This is a genomic window from uncultured Kordia sp., assembly GCF_947489565.1.
Taxonomy (GTDB): domain Bacteria; phylum Bacteroidota; class Bacteroidia; order Flavobacteriales; family Flavobacteriaceae; genus Kordia.
Genome location: NZ_CANLEA010000003.1, coordinates 94628 through 112117, shown reverse-complemented (window position 1 = coordinate 112117; position 17490 = coordinate 94628). Strand labels below are relative to the sequence as shown.

The following is a 17490-nucleotide window of genomic DNA, read 5'->3' as shown; positions in this document are numbered from 1 at the left end:
AGTGTCGTCCAACAGAAAAAATGTGCATGAAAAACATACTAAGGTCACTTATTTGTCTAATCATTCTATCAAGTTCGATGACCGTTTTCAGTCAAAAAAAACGACTCAAAACGGAAACTGAATTTATGTATTGCTTTTATCAGTCCTTACCAGACAAAGGAGTTGAATTCTTAAACATTCTAAAAAAAGCAGAACAAAAGTTAATTGACTTTGGCTATTTAAAAGATAAAAGTGGCGAAAGTTATCTAGCAATGTATAGAAATCTAGACAATATGTTTAATGAAAAACTGCAAGATTTAGGAGTCGCAAAATACATGACGGAAGTATCCGATAAAATCATTTCATTAGAAAGTGAAGATTGCATGCAAAAAGTATTTTCGGCGGTAAATTTTAAAGACTCAAAGCTTTCGAGAATGTTGAAGTTAATAGCGTCGTTAAAACAAGCTGAACCGAGCTCAAATGAATTCATAGAACAATTTATTGCAATTCTTGACCCAGAAGATTTTACACACGATTATTACAAAATGACCACATTTACGATGATTGAGTCTATGAATTATGTAGATCTTAGTTTTACTCCTCAATTGCCAAAAACAGAAGATGAAAAATCGTTAACAGAAGAAGAGCGAAAGCATGCATTATTCGTAAAAATTAACGCTGAGCAACAAATCTTTGTGAATGATGAAAAAATTGCCATAGAAGTTCTAAGAAAAAAAGTAATTTCATATTTTAAACAAAATACTTCCAAAAGTATCGTGGTGTTTCAAACTAGCAGAATGACTGAATATGGAAACTTCATGAGAGTTCAAGAAAGAATTCAAGAAGGATTAGAAATGGTAAGAGATGAATTGGCGAAAGAAACATACAAGCGTTTTTACAGTGAATTGTCAACATCAGAACAAACAAAAATTAAAGAAACATATCCATTACAAATTAAGAATTTAGAAATAGATGAATAAAATGATCAAATCAATACTCTGCGCTTTTGTACTATTAATTTCATTCCAAACAAAAGCCCAAAATAATTACAAGTTAGAAGCAACCTACATGAACTGTATGTGCAGTTTGTTTGATGACAACGGAGTCGAATTTAAATCACTCATCAAAAAAGCAGAGCAAAAATTAATTAGTGCAGAATTGCTTCAAAATACAAGTGGCGAGAGTTATATAACACTCTACAAAAACATAAGAATGGCCATTGATGGACGAATCTCCAACTTTGGAATTAGCGACTATGTGATTAAAAGATTATTAGATCCTAAGAATACTAAAAAATATAGTAAATGTATGGATGGAATTCTTAAAAGTCCTGACTTCAAAGATTCTAAATTGAGCAAGTTTATTACCATGTCTTCCTCTGGAAATAATCCTAAAATCACAGACTTGACAAGTAAAATGCTAGAAATATTTGAAGCTAAAGATTTTAATCATGAATTCTACAAATACCTTACGTTTTCACTGATAGACAAATACCATGTCTCTAATAAAAAGTAATCCTAGAATTGTACAAGTAACGAGCACTATTGAAATAGAAATCTAATGAAAAAGAAACTATTAAAAATATTCATTGTAGTACTATTTCTAGTAGGAATTGCAGGGTACATTCTTACCATTCACGTAGCGCCATATGCGATTATTCAACCACAAAAAATCAATCTTGACATTACGCCAGAACAACTTGGATTGCAAAGTGAAACCGTAACAATCTCGACAAAAGATAGCATATCACTCAAAGGCTATTATATTCAGCCAAAGACGCAAGAAGCTAAAGCAGTAATGATTTTAATACACGGAATTGGCGGTTGTAAAGAACACTTTTTAAACCTTGCGGGAAATTTGGCTTCACGCGGAATTGCCTCTGTTGTTTTTGACGGAAGAGCACATGGTGAAAGTGGCGGACAATATTGTAGCTATGGTTTTCACGAAAAGCAAGACATTGCCACCATTGTAGACGAACTCAAAAAACGGAATCCTTCATTAAAAATTGGGATTTGGGGAAACTCTTTAGGAGGTGCTATTGCTATTCAAGCCTTAGAATTTGACAAACGGATCGAATTTGGCATTATAGAAAGTACTTTTGCAGACTTAGATCAAATTGTATACGATTACAAAAAGAAAATGCTAGGCGGCTTCGGATTGCGTTTTGTGTCGGATGCAGCTTTGCGCGAAGCTGGAAAAATTGCGGACTTCAATCCCGATGAGGTAAAACCAATTCTTTCCGTAAAAAATATTCATCAACCCATTATGATTGCACATGGCGATCAGGATGAAAATATTCATTATAGTTATGGTGAAAAGCTCTATCAAAATTGTGCTTCTACAGAAAAAGAATTCATCTTGGTAAAAGGCGCAGGGCATTTTGATGTTGGTGTAAAAGGAGGAGAAGACTATCAGAAAAAGTGGTTAAATTTTATTAGAAAGCAGTTGCACTAAATTACCAATCAAACAAAAAACAATCAATGAAAACAATATTTCAAAAGCTTAGTTGTGTGATTCTTCTATTTAGCACGATGCATATTTTTGGGCAAACAGAAAAATATGAAAAAGAAACTATCGCGATGAATTGTTTTCGTAATGGCTTTAAAGACAATGGAGCTAAACTTGAAAATCTTATTCAAAAAGCAGAAACACTATTAATTGAAAAAAAGTTGCTGAAAGATGGTTCAGGCGAAAGCTATCTAAACGTATTTAAAAATTTAGAAATACTTAAAAGTTCTGAGACTGTAAGTTTAGGAGTTGCAGATTTTATTCTAAATACAATGGTGAAAGCAAAAGACTTTAGTTTTGAAAAATACAAATCTTGTGTTAGCGAAATGATGAATGAAACGGGTTTTAAAGAAACTCGTATCAATAAAAATACTGAGTTCTTAAAATCTATAATCAAAAATAAAGGCACAAGCAGTATTTCCGAAATAGGAAATGAAATTTCTAAAATGTTTACAGCAGAAGATTTTACACATGAATATTATAAGTTCCTAATGATTACAACTATAGATAACTACTATATAAAACCAATAATACAAGAAGTTGATATAGATGAATTACATTTAGCAAAAGAAATTGAAAATGTATTACAAAAAGACCTGACTGTAGCAACCAATCTTCAAATCGTAACCAAAGGCAAAAGCACTTTAAAAGTAAATAATGAAGAAGTTTCTATTGATGAATTAAAAGAGGTGCTTAAAAAACATTATCAAACACACACATTTAATAGTAGTGTGTCACTAAATGTGAGTGGCGAAACCATGATGAGCACTGTTGCAGATATAAAGGAAGTAATTAGTGATGCTTTACATGCAGTTCGCAACGAGTTTGCATTAAAAAAGTATAAAAAGCCATTCGATGAACTGACAGAAAAACAGCAGCAAAAAATCAAAAAAATGTATCCCAACAACAACAACGGAAATTAATTTTCACTACTATAACGTTATAGTTGTTAAAAATCTACGAACTCACTAGACTGCATAAAAAAAATACCTATTTTTAGAGATATACTCTAAATTATATGCTTAATTTTTCTAGATCGATATGCTTTTGCATGCTGCTATTAGCAACTGCAATATCGCATGCGCAAACACCACCAACAATCACCGCAGAAGGTGATCAGCAATATTGTGGTGATGCGCCAATGAGTATAGCGATGAACGTATCAATTACCGATCCTGATGCTGGAGATACCAGTTTGCCTATTATATATGTGCAAATTTCTGAAGGGTATACCAATGGTGAAGATGAATTGAGTTTAACAGGGATACATCCTAATATTGATGCTTTTTGGACACCAAATCTTGGTAGATTAGCTTTAGTTGGTCCTGCAACGTTTGCAGAATACGAAGCTGCCATTGAAGCAATCGTTTTTGAAACTACACAAACGAACTTTACAGAAGATAAATTTTTCTCCATCAACTTAGGAGATGCCAACTATTTACCATCTACAGGACATTACTATTTCTATGTGCAAAACACAGGAATTACTTGGACACAAGCACGTGATGCGGCGGCGGCACAAACCTATTTTGGGTTGGAAGGATATTTGGCTACACTCACCACAGAGGAAGAAGCAGAACTCGCAGGTTCACAGAGTTCAGGAACGGGTTGGATTGGCGCTTCAGACGTAGATCAAGAAGGAACATGGCAATGGGTTACGGGACCCGAAGCAGGAACAGTTTTTTGGTTAGGAGCCGTCAATGGTTCACCACAAAATGGAGCATTTTCATTTTGGAATACGGGCGAACCTAACAACCTTGGAGGCGAACATTATGCACATATTACCGATCCAAGTATCGGTTTGATGGGTTCTTGGAACGATTTACCCAATCAAGGTTCAACCGATCCGAACAATCCATATCATCCACAAGGATACATTGTAGAATTTGGCGGAATGCCAGGAGAACCCGCCATCAATTTATCTGCGAGTACACGAATTGAAACTCCAAAATCAACAATCACAGAAAGCGGAAGTTGTGATGCAGCAGAGTTAACTTTAAGCATCGCAACAAACACAGATAGTGTACAATGGTTTGCATCAGAAACGGCAACAACGCCTATTCATACAGGAACAAGTTATACAGTCTCGCTCACAGAAACGACTACATTTTGGGTATTTCCAGCGTTTTCAGGCTGTACAAGTGGTCCACGCATACCAATAACAGGATCAATTTTTGGATTGCCAGCAACAGAAGATATTTCCATTGTACAATGTGGATCAACCAGTGGTGCAACTATTTTTAATCTTTTTGAATACAATCAAGAAGTAGCAGCTGGAATTGTTGTAGATCGGCAAGTACGTTATTATACAGACAGTGCTTTAACGGATGAAATCACAACAGGAGCTTACACAAATACAGCCAATCCGCAAGTAATATATGCAAAAGTAACGGACCTAGTTTCTGGTTGTGAAAATACTGCGGAAGTCACGCTTCAAGTAAATTCAAATGCGGTCAATAATGCCGTCATCAATGCTTGTGATGCGGTAGAAGAGGTCGGACTTACGCAATTTGATCTATCAGAAGCTGATGCGCAAATCACAGATGGTTTGCCGACGGATGTTACGGTTACTTATTTTGAAACCTTAGAAAATGCATTATTACTGTCCAATCCGTTAGGAAATCAGTTCACCAATACAACAGCTTATTCACAAACAATTTATGCACGTGTAGCGCAAAATGGCGATTGTTATGGAATAGGAGAAGTCATGCTTAATGTAATTAACTTACCAGCAATTGAAACGACAGAAGAAGTTTATTACTGTGTGAATTTTTCACCACAAATGATCACGCTTTCAAGTGGGATTAATAGTAACTTTAGTGACTATGCTTTTGTATGGTCAAATGGAGAAACAACGCCAGAAATTCAGGTAAATCAAATAGGGAATTATACGGTGGAAGTTACTGAAATTGGTGCTTGCACAAAAACAAAAACGATCTCAGTACAGCCATCAGATATTGCCACCATAGGAGAAATTCAAATTGATGATATTTCCGATAACAATATTGTTACAGTCATGGTTTCTGGAGAAGGTACATATGTATATGCGCTCGACAATCCAAATGGTGTATATCAAGAATCAAATATCTTTCAAAATGTAGGTGTAGGATTTCATACGGTGTATGTGAGAGACATTAAAAATAATTGTGGAACGGTAGATGCAGACATCGCCGTAATTGGATATCCAAGATTCTTCACACCAAACAACGATGGAATTAATGATACTTGGCAACTCAAAGGAATTTCATCGGTTTTTCAAGGGAATTCGCAAGTGTTCATATACGATCGTTATGGGAAGTTGCTCAGAGTTTTAATCAATTCCGAAGATGCTTGGAACGGAACCATTAACGGCGCAAAAATGCCTTCTAACGATTATTGGTTTTCTGCACAATTACAAGATGGACGTACTTTTACAGGACATTTTACTTTGAAACGATAGTTTTGTTCTTAGTAGTGAGTATTGAGATGTTTCTGAGAATACGAAACAGATCATAGCACGATTTTTTTAACCGAAAAGATCTAGAGAACTTCCAGATCTATTATGCTTTTCATGTCTTCAAGAAAAATTAGTCTAAGATAGTCTAACAATCTAAGAGTAAAGCGAGTCTAATAATCTAAGAGAAAAATCAGTCTAAGGCAGTCTAACAATCTAAAAGTAAAACAGGTCTAATAATCTAAGAGAGCAACAAGTCAAAAAATCTAATAAAGTCTAACAAAAACTACCAACTTCCACCAGCGCCACCACCGCTGAATCCGCCGCCGCCAAAGCCACCACCGAATCCACCGCCAAAGCCGCCACCGCCGCTTCCGCCACCACTACCAAAAGAACCTTTTCCAAGATTACTCAAAATAATGATATCCAGTAAATCACTTCCAGTGCTATTTCGTCGTCGTCCGCCACCGCGATTATTGCCGCCGCCATTTCGTTTATTATTAGCTAAAATTGACACCAAGACTATAAAAAAGATAATCAAAAAGAAAACAACGCCAACGGGCGTACCTTTGGAAGAACGTCTGCGTTCACCAGTAAATTCGCCAGCTAATACTTCAATAATACTATCAACACCAGCGTTTAATCCGCCATAATAATCACCTTTCTTAAAAAACGGAATGATCCGATTTCGGGTAATCTGTCCCACAATTCCTGCGGTCAATTCGTTTTCGGCACCATATCCTGGAGAAATCCATATTTTACGATCGCTTTTTGAAAGAACAATCATCACACCATTGTCTTTTCCTTTTTGTCCAACGCCCCATTCATGTCCCCATTTTGGCGTCAACATTCCAATACTTTCTCCTTGTAAACTTTCAATAATTGCAATCACAATTTGAGTAGAAGTCGTATCAGAATACTTAATGATTTTATGCTCTAAAGTAGCTTTCTCATTACTAGAAAGTAAATTCGCATAATCGTAGATAGCATCAGGATTTGCCTTTGTTGGTTTAGGAGGAATATCAAACTGTGCATGCGAAACATTCAAGAATAATAATCCTAAAAGGCAAAGAAATGTGCGTAAATATGTTGTTTTGAGTGTTTTCAGCATTAGCCTCTTGAAATTTCGTTTGAGAGTTCGTTTTCGTCAGTATCCACATCCCAAGGGAAATGCTTTTGTAATTCTAGTCCGGCTTGCAATACGCCTTCAATCAATCCTTTTGTAAAATTTCCTTGTCGGAATTGATTGCGCATCGTATCACGCGTAGTATCCCAAAAATTGTCTGGAACCACATTATTAATGCCTTCATCACCGCAAATCACAAATTTTTTATCTCGCACAGCAACATAAATAAGCACACCATTGCGGAGTTTGGTATTGTCCATTTTCAGCATATGAAATACTTCTAGTGCGCGTTCAAAAGGATCAATATTAACATGATCTTCAATGTGAATGCGAATTTCACCAGAAGTACTTCGTTCTGCTGTTCTAATGGCAGCAACGATTTCTTGTTCTTCCTCTGTGGAAAGGAAATCTTCTACTTTAGACATATTGTATGTGCGTATTGCGAATTATTTATTAAAGTCAAATTCAACGTCAGGTGCGTTTTCAGAACCAGCTGCTGCTTTAAAGCGTGCCATTTCTTTAAATCCAAACATGCTTGCAAATAGATTGTTTGGAAATGTTTTGATGTGTTTATTTAATTTATTGGCTTGTTCAGAATAACGATTTCTTGCGGTACGAACAGAATTTTCAGTGCTTGCCAATTCATCTTGAAGCTTCAAAAAGCTTTGGTTCGCTTTTAAGTCAGGATAACGTTCTACAGACACTAATAATTTTGATAAAGCACCTGATAATCCAGCCTGTGCTTGTTGAAATTTTGCCATATTTTCAGGCGTTATATCATCTACATTAATTTGTGTTGAGGTAGCTTTTGCTCTTGCATTGATAACTGCTTCTAACGTAGATTTTTCATAATCGGCAGCACCTTGTACAGTTTTAACTAAGTTTCCAATCAACGCACTTCTACGTTCATATTCACTTTCTACTTTAGACCAAGCTGTTTTTGTATCTTCATTAATTCCTACCATTCCATTGTATTTTGTGTACGTAAAAATGGCTATAACCGCTAGGACAACGATTATGATGATCGTTTTTTTATTCATAATTATTCGGGTTTATCTATTGTTAGTATTGTATTTGGTCTGAGCGTTACAGGTTATCTTTAATTTTTACAAGCTCTGCTCTAATATGTTGTAATTTACGAATTATCTCAAAATTGGAAAGTGTTTTTTTCTTTTCCTCTTTTAAATGAACTTTAGCGCCGTCAAGTGTAAACCCGCGCTCTTTTACCAAGTGATAAATAAGTTCGATATGTTTGATGTCTTCTGGAGTAAATTTACGATTCCCTTTCGCGTTTTTTTTCGGTTGAATTTCGTCAAATTCTTTCTCCCAAAAACGTATCAAAGAAGCATTTACGCCAAAAGCTTTTGCAACTTCGCCGATGCTGTAATATAATTTTTCTGGTAAATCAATATGCATTAGTCAAGCGATTGATTCTGCTTAGCAGCGTTTTTAAGTAATTGTTCAAATTCTATGGCAGATAAATTCCCGTAGTAGAAATTAATTGGATTGATTTTATCACCATTTTTTCGAATTTCATAATGCAAATGTGGTGCTTGCGAACGTCCTGTACTTCCCACAAAACCAATCAAATCACCGCGTTTTACTTTTCTTCCTTTACGAACATTGTATCTGCTCAAATGCGCATATAAAGAAACATATCCATATCCATGATCAATTCGAATGTGTTTTCCAAAACCCGAAGAAGAATTATCTGCACGAACCACAACACCATCGCCAGCGGCATACACAGGTGTTCCTCTTGGTGCTGTAAAATCCATTCCCCAATGCATTTTACGCGCTTTGGTAAATGGATCGTTTCGCCATCCATATCCAGAAGCCATACGTGTTAAATCTTCATTGTTGACAGGTTGTATTGCTGGAATAGAAGACAAAAACTTCTCTTTATCTTCGGCTAGTATTGCAATCTCATCCAAGGATTTTGAATGCACAATCATACGTTTCTGTAATTTCTCTAATTCCTTTGTGGTAGAAATTAACAAATCGGCATTTTCATAATTATACAAAGCTTCGTAGCGATTGACACCACCAAAACCAGCTTTTCGTTGTTCTTCCGGAATTGGATTTGCTTCAAAATACAATCGGTAAATATTATTATCGCGTTCTTCTAAGTTTTTTAGAACTTCTTGCGCTTGCTTGATTTTTTTATTCAATAAATTATACTGAAGTTCCATTTGCGCCAATTCACGCTTCAATACCTTTTCTTTTGGTGTTTCAAAAGCAGTATTAAGAAACAAAATAAGCAACAAAACTGAACCTAAAACCACCGATGCGATGTACACTAAAGCATAGCCAATTTTGCGTCCGCGCTTAGTTTCAATCTTCCGATATGATAATGTTTCTGAATCGTAATAATATTTTACCTTACTCATTCCTTAAATTATTCTATTTTTGTACAGATTTTCGTGAAATATTGATTCGCGAGGTAGCTGTAAGACGAACAAATATAGTTATTGTTTCACAGTTTTTAAGAATTTTGAATTAGGTTAAGATAATTTTAATAGAAAAAATCAATTATTTAACCATCATTATATAAAGAATAAAACATGAAATGAGCATGTTAAAAACGCTTTTTTTTAACAAAATTATAAATAGCGAATAACATGTGACCATTAAAGAATAATAATATATAACACATGAAATCTCAGGATATTAGAGCTAAATTTTTAGAGTTTTATAAATCTAAAACACATCAAATTGTACCTTCTGCGCCAATGGTTACGAAGAACGATCCAACTTTGATGTTTGTCAACTCTGGAATGGCACCTTTTAAAGAATATTTCTTAGGAAATGGAACGCCAACAAGCAATCGTATCGCCGACACACAAAAATGTTTACGTGTAAGCGGAAAGCATAATGACTTAGAAGAAGTTGGTTATGACACCTATCACCATACGATGTTTGAAATGTTGGGGAATTGGAGTTTTGGAGATTACTTTAAAAAAGAAGCCATTGCTTGGGCATGGGAATTACTGACAGAAGTATATAAAATTGATAAAGATATTTTATATGTTACGGTGTTTGAAGGAAGTGATGAAGATGGATTGAAACTCGATCAAGAAGCGTATGATTTGTGGAAAGAAATTATTCCAGAAGAACGCATTTTGATGGGAAACAAAGCAGACAATTTCTGGGAAATGGGAAGTCAAGGACCTTGCGGACCTTGTTCTGAAATTCATGTCGATATTCGTTCTGATGAAGAAAAAGCAAAAGTTCCTGGAGCCGATTTAGTAAATATGGATCATCCGCAAGTAGTGGAAATCTGGAACTTGGTTTTCATGCAATACAATCGTAAAGCAGACAAATCTTTAGAAAAATTACCTGCGAAACATGTAGATACGGGAATGGGATTTGAGCGTTTGTGTATGGTGTTGCAAGATGTAAAATCGAACTATGATACAGACGTTTTTACGCCAATTATCAGAGAAATTGAAGCAATTGCAAATGTAGATTATGGAAAAGATGAAAAAATAGATGTCGCTATTCGTGTCATTGCCGATCACGTGCGTGCCGTATCTTTTTCTATTGCAGATGGACAATTGCCAAGTAACAATACGAGAGGATATGTAATTCGTAGAATTTTGCGTAGAGCAGTTCGTTACGGATTCACATTCTTAAACAAAAAAGAACCATTTATTTATCGTTTAGTAGATGTGCTAGACAAAAAAATGGGGAAAGCATTTCCTGAACTCAAAGAGCAAAAGCAACTCATTCAGAATGTAATCAAAGAAGAAGAACAATCATTTTTACGTACGCTAGATCAAGGTTTGGTCTTGCTTGATCGTGTGATTGAAAATGTAGAAGGAAAAGTAGTTTCCGGAAAAAAAGTATTCGAATTGAAAGATACGTATGGTTTTCCAGAAGACTTAACGGAGTTGATTTTAAGTGAACAAGGATTCACTTATAATAAAGAAGAGTTTGAAAAAGCACTTAAAAAACAGCAAGAAGATGGACGTATAGGAACTAAGATTGAAGCTGACGATTGGGTTGTTTTATTAGAAGATGAAGACGAAGAATTTGTGGGATACGATTCGCTGGAAGTTGATGTAAAATTGACGCGTTACCGCAAAATTGAAACCCAAAAAGAAGGTGTGCAATATCAATTGGTATTCAATATGACACCATTCTACCCAGAAGGCGGTGGACAAGTAGGAGATAAAGGATATTTGGAAGTTCCAAATGGTGATGTTGTGTATATTTTAGACACGAAAAAAGAGAACAATCTCATTATTCATATTGCTAAAAATTTACCAAAAAGCTTAGATGAAACTTTACGTGCTGTTGTAGATAAAAAACAACGTGAACGTACAGCGGCAAACCATACAGCAACACACTTATTGCATCAAGCATTAAGAGAAGTTTTAGGAACTCATGTTGAGCAAAAAGGTTCGGCAGTGCATTCAAAATATTTGCGTTTCGACTTTTCTCACTTTTCTAAATTGACAGTAGAAGAATTGCGCGATGTAGAAAACTTTGTCAATGCTAGAATTGAAGGAAAACTTCCGTTAGAAGAAATACGAAACAGACCTGTTGCAGAAGCAATGGCAGATGGAGCAATGGCATTATTTGGCGAAAAATATGGCGATACAGTTCGTTCCATTCGTTTTGGTCAATCCATAGAATTATGTGGAGGAACACATGTGCAAAACACGGCAGATATTTGGCATTTCAAAATCAAATCAGAAGGTGCTGTAGCTGCTGGAATTCGTAGAATAGAAGCGATTACTTTTGATGCGACGAAAGAATTTTATTTTGAAAACAACAGAGCGTATTACGAAATAAAAGACGTTTTAAACAATCCGAAAGATGCTGTAAAAGCAGTAAGCGATTTGAAAGATGAAAACGCAAAGCTGAAAAAACAGATCGAAAGCCTATTAAAAGACAAAGCGAAAAACTTGAAAGGCGATCTTAAAAACGAATTGGAAGATATTAATGGCGTTCAGTTCTTAGCTAAAAAAGTAGATTTAGATCAAAACGGAATTAAAAACTTAGCTTTTGAATTGGGTGGAGAAATGAAAAATCTATTTTTATTCTTCGCTACAGCGACAGAAAGTAAAGTGATGTTGACCTGCTATATTTCGAAAGAATTAGTAGCAGAACGCGGATATGATGCTGGAAAAGTTGTGCGTGAATTAGGAAAGTTAATCCACGGCGGCGGCGGCGGACAAGCGTTTTTTGCAACTGCTGGAGGAAAAAATCCAGGAGGAATTCCGAAAGCAATAGAACGTGTTCGTGAATATGTAAAATAACAAAAGAGTAAGATTAGGTTTTTTAAAAAAGAAGAATTTTCTTGGAAAGAAAATTATATTTAACTTATTTTAAGCATAAAAATAACCCAAATATATAATAGTCAAATGAAAAAAATGTATATCGTTGTGTTGGCATTGTTTTTTGCAATACCAATGCTAGCTCAAGAAGAAACGAAAGAAAAAGATACCAAAGATGATGTGTATGTTTGGTGTATGATGCAAAATAAAAAAGGAAAATGGTATAAATTAGAAAAGCCAACACCTAAAGTGGTCACTGATTTTCAAGACAAATTGGTATATCTTAAATTTTTAAATCCGTACGATATCGTAGAAAAAGGAAAGTTAGATCGTGCAACTAGTGACGCTATTTTAAAACTTGAAAAAATAAAAGGCGTTACGTATGAAAGCAAAGAATTAGTTGGATTTACGCAAGGGATGAAAAACAGGGTAAATTTAATGTATCATATGGCCAAAAGAGCTGCAGAAGAAAAGGAGAAGCAATAGTCTAAACTTTGCTTAGAGCAACATAAAAGAATAAAAACCAATAACAACATGTTATTGGTTTTTTGTTTTTAGCACATAATCATTGTAAAAATATCTGATAAAAATCTACAACGGTACATCTGGGTTTGGAATGGGTTTCAAAGGCTCTGGTTCGTGCGGCGGAAGTGGACATAATTGATCAGTATAGCAAAATTGCGTACGAATAGCACCTCCCGAAATGTGTTGAAAGTTAAAAACTGTTTTTTTACGGAGCATTAATGTGTTGATACTTCTTTTTTTCATAATCTAATTTTAAAAATGTTTCCACCGAAGAAATAGAAATATATTGATACTAAAAACAGGAGCGTCTGATGTTTTATAAAACGTCAGCACTATTTTTCTCATGACAAAAAAGAAACGATATCAAATACTATCCTATCTTTGTGAGCCACTTATGAGTCTATATGAAAGCATTTTATTAAAAAAATAATATATGTTATTGCAAACCAATATTCCGTTCACGAAAGAAAAATACAATCCAATTCATTATGATTCAAAGGTATGTTTGTTAGGTTCTTGTTTTTCGGAACATATAGGTGAGAAGTTGACGTATTATAAATTCAAAACGTTTCAAAATCCATTCGGAATTCTATTTCACCCGAAATCCATCGAAAATATAATTCTAAAAGCCATCAATCAAGAAGTATATACGGAAGAAGATATTTTCTATGTAAATGAACGTTGGCATTGTTTCGGAGCACATTCTGAGTTGAGTCATTCTAACAAAGAAAAAATATTAGAAAACTTAAATGCTAGCATTCAACAAACGCATACGCTATTACAAGAAGCTTCACATATTATCATTACGTTAGGAACGGCATGGACGTATCGACATATTGAAACCGATACGATTGTTGCCAATTGTCATAAAGTGCCACAGAAGCAATTTTTAAAAGAAATTTTATCGGTGGATGAAGTATCTGCAAGTATTGAAAATTGTATTGCTTTACTAAAAAGTGTCAATCCAAAAATAACCATTCTATTTACGGTGTCTCCAGTGCGACATATAAAAGATGGTTTTGTGGAAAATCAACGTAGCAAAGCACATTTGCTAGCAGGAATTCATCAACACATATCAAAGCGAGATGTAGTTCATTATTTTCCTTCCTACGAATTAATGATAGATGAACTGCGTGATTACCGATTTTACACAGACGATATGTTGCATCCAAATACATTGGCCGTGAATTATATTTGGGAAAAATTTCAACACGCTTGGATTTCCCACGAAAGTGAACAAACGATGGAAGCTATAGCTACGATTCAGAAAGGACTAGCGCACAAACCATTCAATCCAAACTCGGAACAACACCAAAAATTTTTAGCGAATCTTCAAACTAAAATTGAGCAACTTCAACAAAAAATCCCAACACTAAAATTTTAAAAAAGCAACAAAATAGTATAAAGCTATTTCTTGTAAAAATTTAACAAATAGGTGGGTAAATTATTAATTTATAGTTAAATAGGGTAAAACCGTAATGGGCAATTTTTTGTTTAAATTAACTTTAAGGTAGTTAAATGAAAAAACAAAATTACTATGAAAAAGAAAAGCTTAAAAAACTTACAACTACGTAAAAAGTCAATCTCTAACTTGAAAAGTATGGAATCTATTGGAGGAAGTGGAACATGTAGATATGAAAGTGTAATTATTTGTCCTGAGCCAGATACCAATGGAACAGCTTGTAATACCAATGCAACTGGATGTCAGTCTTTTGCATCTTGGTGTGATTGCTAATACGTATTCTTTACGATAATAGAAAAGCGGACTTTGGTTCGCTTTTTTGAGTTTTTAGGGTAATGAATTTGAGATTTTGTCCCAAGTGTACATAAACTTAAAACTATTTATTATGAAAAAACGAAATGTAAAGAATCAATTGTTCTTAAACAAAGAAATTATTTCAAGACAAATGCTTCATGCTGTAGTGGGAGGAATTAATGACCTTGATAATGATGATGAAGACGAAGATGTAAGGGTGAATACACATGTGAACATTTGCGAAGTAAAAAATGAAAGACATAATTAATATGATGTAAGTATCAGTTATGATTCTAAAAGCGGACTTCGGTTCGCTTTTTTGAGTTTTTAGGGTAATGAATTTGAGATTTTGTCCCAAGTGTACATAAACTTAAAACTATTTATTATGAAAAAACGAAATGTAAAGAATCAATTGTTCTTAAACAAAGAAATTATTTCAAGACAAATGCTTCATGCTGTAGTAGGAGGAATTAATGACCTTGATAATGATGATGAAGACGAAGATGTAAGGGTGAATACACATGTGAACATTTGCGAAGTAAAAAATGAAAGACATAATTAATTTCAATTATTGTCAATCATGATTCTAAAAGCGGACTTCGGTTCGCTTTTTTGAGTTTTTTAGGGTAATGAATTTGAGGTTGTGTCCCTAGTGTATATAAACTTAAAACTATTTATTATGAAAAAACGAAATGTAAAGAGTCAACTGTTCTTAAACAAAGAAATTATTTCAAGGCAAATACGCTATGCTGTAACAGGAGGAATTAATGATGAAGATGAAAATGGGGATGAAGATGGAGATAATGGCTGGGTAAATGTGACAAATAGAGCTAATATTTGTTCAGGGAAAAATGAAAGACATAATTAATATGATGTAAGTGTCAATCATGATTCTAAAAGCGAACTTTGGTTCGCTTTTTTTCTAACACTCTAAAAGCATAGTGAATCCTGCATGTCAACAGGCGAAACTATATTATAATCTATGAGCGACAGCGGCACCAAAGGCAATACCAACAATCTAAGAGCGATAGCGTGTCTAAAAATCTAGAGATCTAATTCACCAAATCAACACCATCGCGAATCAATTGTGCGGTTTCTGGGCGTTCCATTTGAAGGGTTTGTAGACGTTGTAAAATTTGTGTTTGTGTAATTGGTTGATCCTTGGTTAATTCATACAATTCAACCAATAATAACCAATCCTTTGGATGTTTTTCTGTGAGTGTTTGCAGAATTGTTACTAAAGAAACAGAAACATCTTTTTCAATTCTATACTTGCGAACTTTGGCATATAAATCTTCCAAATCTTTCTCTTCTTCCGATTTCGGAACTTTCACAGTCAAGGTTTCCGATTTAAAATGCATGGTATCAAACGAATTGTAATCTGCAGCACCAGAATATGCTGACACAATCTTTTTACCCAAAGCTAAATCAAACGTACCATATTCAGGTTTAAACAGCACACGATCTTTATACGTCACGGTACAATCGGTAAACTGAATCAAAATTAACTTTCCATAAATATTGCGAATTCCGGTAACGTTCAAACCATCTACTTTTATACCACTTTCATATTCAAAAGAAATACGCTCGCCATCATAAAAACTATACGCTTTCAAATCGCGCGGACTCATATCTTCAATCGCCAAATTAATACCTTTCAATTTGCCTAAAGGAGAACTAAAACCATGTGGATGCATCGTAACACCATGACCAATCAATTCTTTTTCGCGGTTTGATAATGCGGTTGGACCTTCTGTTCTAAAAAATACCACTTCATTGTCTTCATTCATAATCATTTCGGTAAACACACCCGAAACTTGCAAACCAGTACTCAGTTCAATCGTTCCAATTTTTTTAGATGCGATAAGTTTTCGTAAACCTCTAAATCCGCCTTTTCGCAATGCCATCGTTTCCGCAAATTCTTCCAATACTTGCATCAAATATGAAAAATCGGGAGTCACATACAACTGTGGTTGCGGTTTGGTAATATCAAACTCTTGGTACGCAGCTTCTACAGAATAAGGAATCTTTTTCACTTCATCGGTCATGCACCATTTGCTTTCACCAATAGAAGAAAGTAAACCAGCACCATAAATCTTTGGATCATCAACATTGCCTATCAAACCATATTCTACGGTCCACCAATGTAAATTACGAATCATGGCCATTTCAGACAATTCTACTTTCTTGGCTTGTAACTCATTCACACGCGTTTCTGCAGCTTCAATTTCGGCTTCAGTACTTCCTGGTGCTTCTTTTACAATAGATAATTTTCGAACAGCTTCGTACATATCATTATCATGCGCAGACAAAATTGCTTTGGCACCAACCTCACCAAAACGGCGTAAATATTCTGCATAATCAGGATTAGCAATAATAGGAGCATGTCCAGCTGCTTCATGAATAATATCAGGAGCTGGTGTGTATGAAATATGTTCTAACTGACGAATATCACTTGCAATGACCAACACTTTATACGCTTGAAACTCCATAAAAGCATTTGGCGGAATAAAACCATCTACAGCAACAGCTGCCCAACCAATCTCTTTCAAAATACGGTTCATGCCGTACATGCTAGGAATTGCATCAATAGAAATTCCGGTCTTTTTCAAACCTTCCAAATACGAATCGTGAGCTACAGTACTCAAATACGAAACACTCTTACGCATCACATAACGCCAAACTGCCTGATTAATAGCTGTATAATCATTATAATTCTGCGGCTTAATGTACTGTTGTAAATGTGGTGGAAGTCTATCCAATAAAGGATTCGTTTCAATATTCTGATTCATCTGGCAAATTTTCACAAAGCTATTAAAACATAAAATATCAATGCAATAAAAAGTAGAAATTCAACGTATTTTATAAAATATGTATC

General features: G+C 34.8%; 19 protein-coding genes. 12 read left to right on the top strand and 7 right to left on the bottom strand.

Going from position 1 to position 17490, the window contains the following annotated elements:
- The first annotated feature begins 26 nt into the window (after nucleotides 1-26).
- The 5 genes from Q0845_RS05280 to Q0845_RS05260 all read left to right on the top strand — a co-directional run bounded on the left by Q0845_RS05280 (nucleotide 27) and on the right by Q0845_RS05260 (nucleotide 5926).
- Nucleotides 27-959, top strand: coding sequence for a biopolymer transporter ExbD (locus Q0845_RS05280; RefSeq protein WP_298510234.1), 933 nt, complete (start codon nucleotides 27-29; stop codon nucleotides 957-959).
- Nucleotide 960: 1 nt separating this feature from the next.
- On the top strand, nucleotides 961-1494 hold the full coding sequence (locus tag Q0845_RS05275) for a hypothetical protein (protein ID WP_298510232.1): 534 nt from the start codon (nucleotides 961-963) through the stop codon (nucleotides 1492-1494).
- A gap of 45 nt (nucleotides 1495-1539) precedes the next feature.
- Entirely contained in the window at nucleotides 1540-2433 is an 894-nt protein-coding gene (locus Q0845_RS05270; protein WP_298510230.1) for an alpha/beta fold hydrolase, read from the top strand.
- Between the two features lie 26 nt (nucleotides 2434-2459).
- A complete protein-coding gene (locus Q0845_RS05265) occupies nucleotides 2460-3410 on the top strand; it encodes a hypothetical protein (protein ID WP_298510228.1) in 951 nt (316 codons plus the stop codon).
- A 128-nt stretch (nucleotides 3411-3538) separates the two neighbouring features.
- The gene (locus Q0845_RS05260; protein ID WP_298510226.1) at nucleotides 3539-5926 is read left to right on the top strand and encodes a T9SS type B sorting domain-containing protein; all 2388 of its coding nucleotides are present in this window, start codon (nucleotides 3539-3541) and stop codon (nucleotides 5924-5926) included.
- A gap of 280 nt (nucleotides 5927-6206) precedes the next feature.
- Here Q0845_RS05260 and Q0845_RS05255 read toward each other — a convergent pair whose 3' ends face one another.
- From Q0845_RS05255 to Q0845_RS05235, 5 genes are read right to left on the bottom strand one after another with little or no spacing between them, the layout of a single operon-like run.
- Nucleotides 6207-7031: a YgcG family protein gene (locus Q0845_RS05255; RefSeq protein WP_298510224.1), complete on the bottom strand. Its 825-nt coding sequence runs from the start codon at nucleotides 7029-7031 to the stop codon at nucleotides 6207-6209.
- Complete coding sequence (locus tag Q0845_RS05250; RefSeq protein ID WP_298510222.1) at nucleotides 7031-7471, bottom strand: TPM domain-containing protein; 441 nt, start codon at nucleotides 7469-7471, stop codon at nucleotides 7031-7033. Before Q0845_RS05250 ends, Q0845_RS05255 begins: the two co-directional genes overlap by 1 nt.
- Nucleotides 7472-7492: 21 nt before the next feature.
- Nucleotides 7493-8086: a LemA family protein gene (locus tag Q0845_RS05245; RefSeq protein WP_298510220.1), complete on the bottom strand. Its 594-nt coding sequence runs from the start codon at nucleotides 8084-8086 to the stop codon at nucleotides 7493-7495.
- A 46-nt stretch (nucleotides 8087-8132) separates the two neighbouring features.
- Entirely contained in the window at nucleotides 8133-8462 is a 330-nt protein-coding gene (locus Q0845_RS05240) for a MerR family transcriptional regulator (RefSeq protein ID WP_298510218.1), read from the bottom strand.
- Nucleotides 8462-9436: a peptidoglycan DD-metalloendopeptidase family protein gene (locus Q0845_RS05235; protein ID WP_298510216.1), complete on the bottom strand. Its 975-nt coding sequence runs from the start codon at nucleotides 9434-9436 to the stop codon at nucleotides 8462-8464. Before Q0845_RS05235 ends, Q0845_RS05240 begins: the two co-directional genes overlap by 1 nt.
- 264 nt (nucleotides 9437-9700) lie before the next feature.
- Between Q0845_RS05235 and alaS the strand changes: the two genes are divergently transcribed.
- Nucleotides 9701-12313, top strand: coding sequence for an alanine--tRNA ligase (alaS, locus tag Q0845_RS05230; protein ID WP_298510214.1), 2613 nt, complete (start codon nucleotides 9701-9703; stop codon nucleotides 12311-12313).
- Between the two features lie 105 nt (nucleotides 12314-12418).
- Entirely contained in the window at nucleotides 12419-12817 is a 399-nt protein-coding gene (locus Q0845_RS05225; protein WP_298510212.1) for a hypothetical protein, read from the top strand.
- Between the two features lie 105 nt (nucleotides 12818-12922).
- Here the strand turns inward: Q0845_RS05225 and Q0845_RS05220 are convergent, their stop codons facing one another.
- Nucleotides 12923-13099, bottom strand: coding sequence for a hypothetical protein (locus tag Q0845_RS05220; RefSeq protein ID WP_298510210.1), 177 nt, complete (start codon nucleotides 13097-13099; stop codon nucleotides 12923-12925).
- 190 nt (nucleotides 13100-13289) lie between these two features.
- Between Q0845_RS05220 and Q0845_RS05215 the strand changes: the two genes are divergently transcribed.
- From Q0845_RS05215 to Q0845_RS05195, 5 genes are all read left to right on the top strand, one after another.
- Nucleotides 13290-14240, top strand: coding sequence for a GSCFA domain-containing protein (locus tag Q0845_RS05215; protein WP_298510208.1), 951 nt, complete (start codon nucleotides 13290-13292; stop codon nucleotides 14238-14240).
- A 153-nt stretch (nucleotides 14241-14393) separates the two neighbouring features.
- Complete coding sequence (locus Q0845_RS05210) at nucleotides 14394-14591, top strand: hypothetical protein (protein ID WP_298510205.1); 198 nt, start codon at nucleotides 14394-14396, stop codon at nucleotides 14589-14591.
- A gap of 112 nt (nucleotides 14592-14703) precedes the next feature.
- Entirely contained in the window at nucleotides 14704-14880 is a 177-nt protein-coding gene (locus Q0845_RS05205) for a hypothetical protein (RefSeq protein ID WP_298510202.1), read from the top strand.
- 117 nt (nucleotides 14881-14997) lie between these two features.
- Nucleotides 14998-15174, top strand: a complete 177-nt coding sequence (locus Q0845_RS05200) for a hypothetical protein (RefSeq protein WP_298510202.1) — start codon at nucleotides 14998-15000, stop codon at nucleotides 15172-15174.
- Between the two features lie 117 nt (nucleotides 15175-15291).
- Nucleotides 15292-15480 (top strand): hypothetical protein, encoded by a 189-nt coding sequence (locus Q0845_RS05195; RefSeq protein ID WP_298510199.1) that lies wholly within the window; start codon nucleotides 15292-15294, stop codon nucleotides 15478-15480.
- 184 nt (nucleotides 15481-15664) lie between these two features.
- Here the strand turns inward: Q0845_RS05195 and Q0845_RS05190 are convergent, their stop codons facing one another.
- Nucleotides 15665-17404 carry an aromatic amino acid hydroxylase gene (locus tag Q0845_RS05190; RefSeq protein WP_298510197.1) on the bottom strand — a complete coding sequence of 580 codons (1740 nt, stop codon included), beginning with the start codon at nucleotides 17402-17404 and terminating at the stop codon, nucleotides 15665-15667.
- Between the last annotated feature and the right edge of the window lie 86 nt (nucleotides 17405-17490).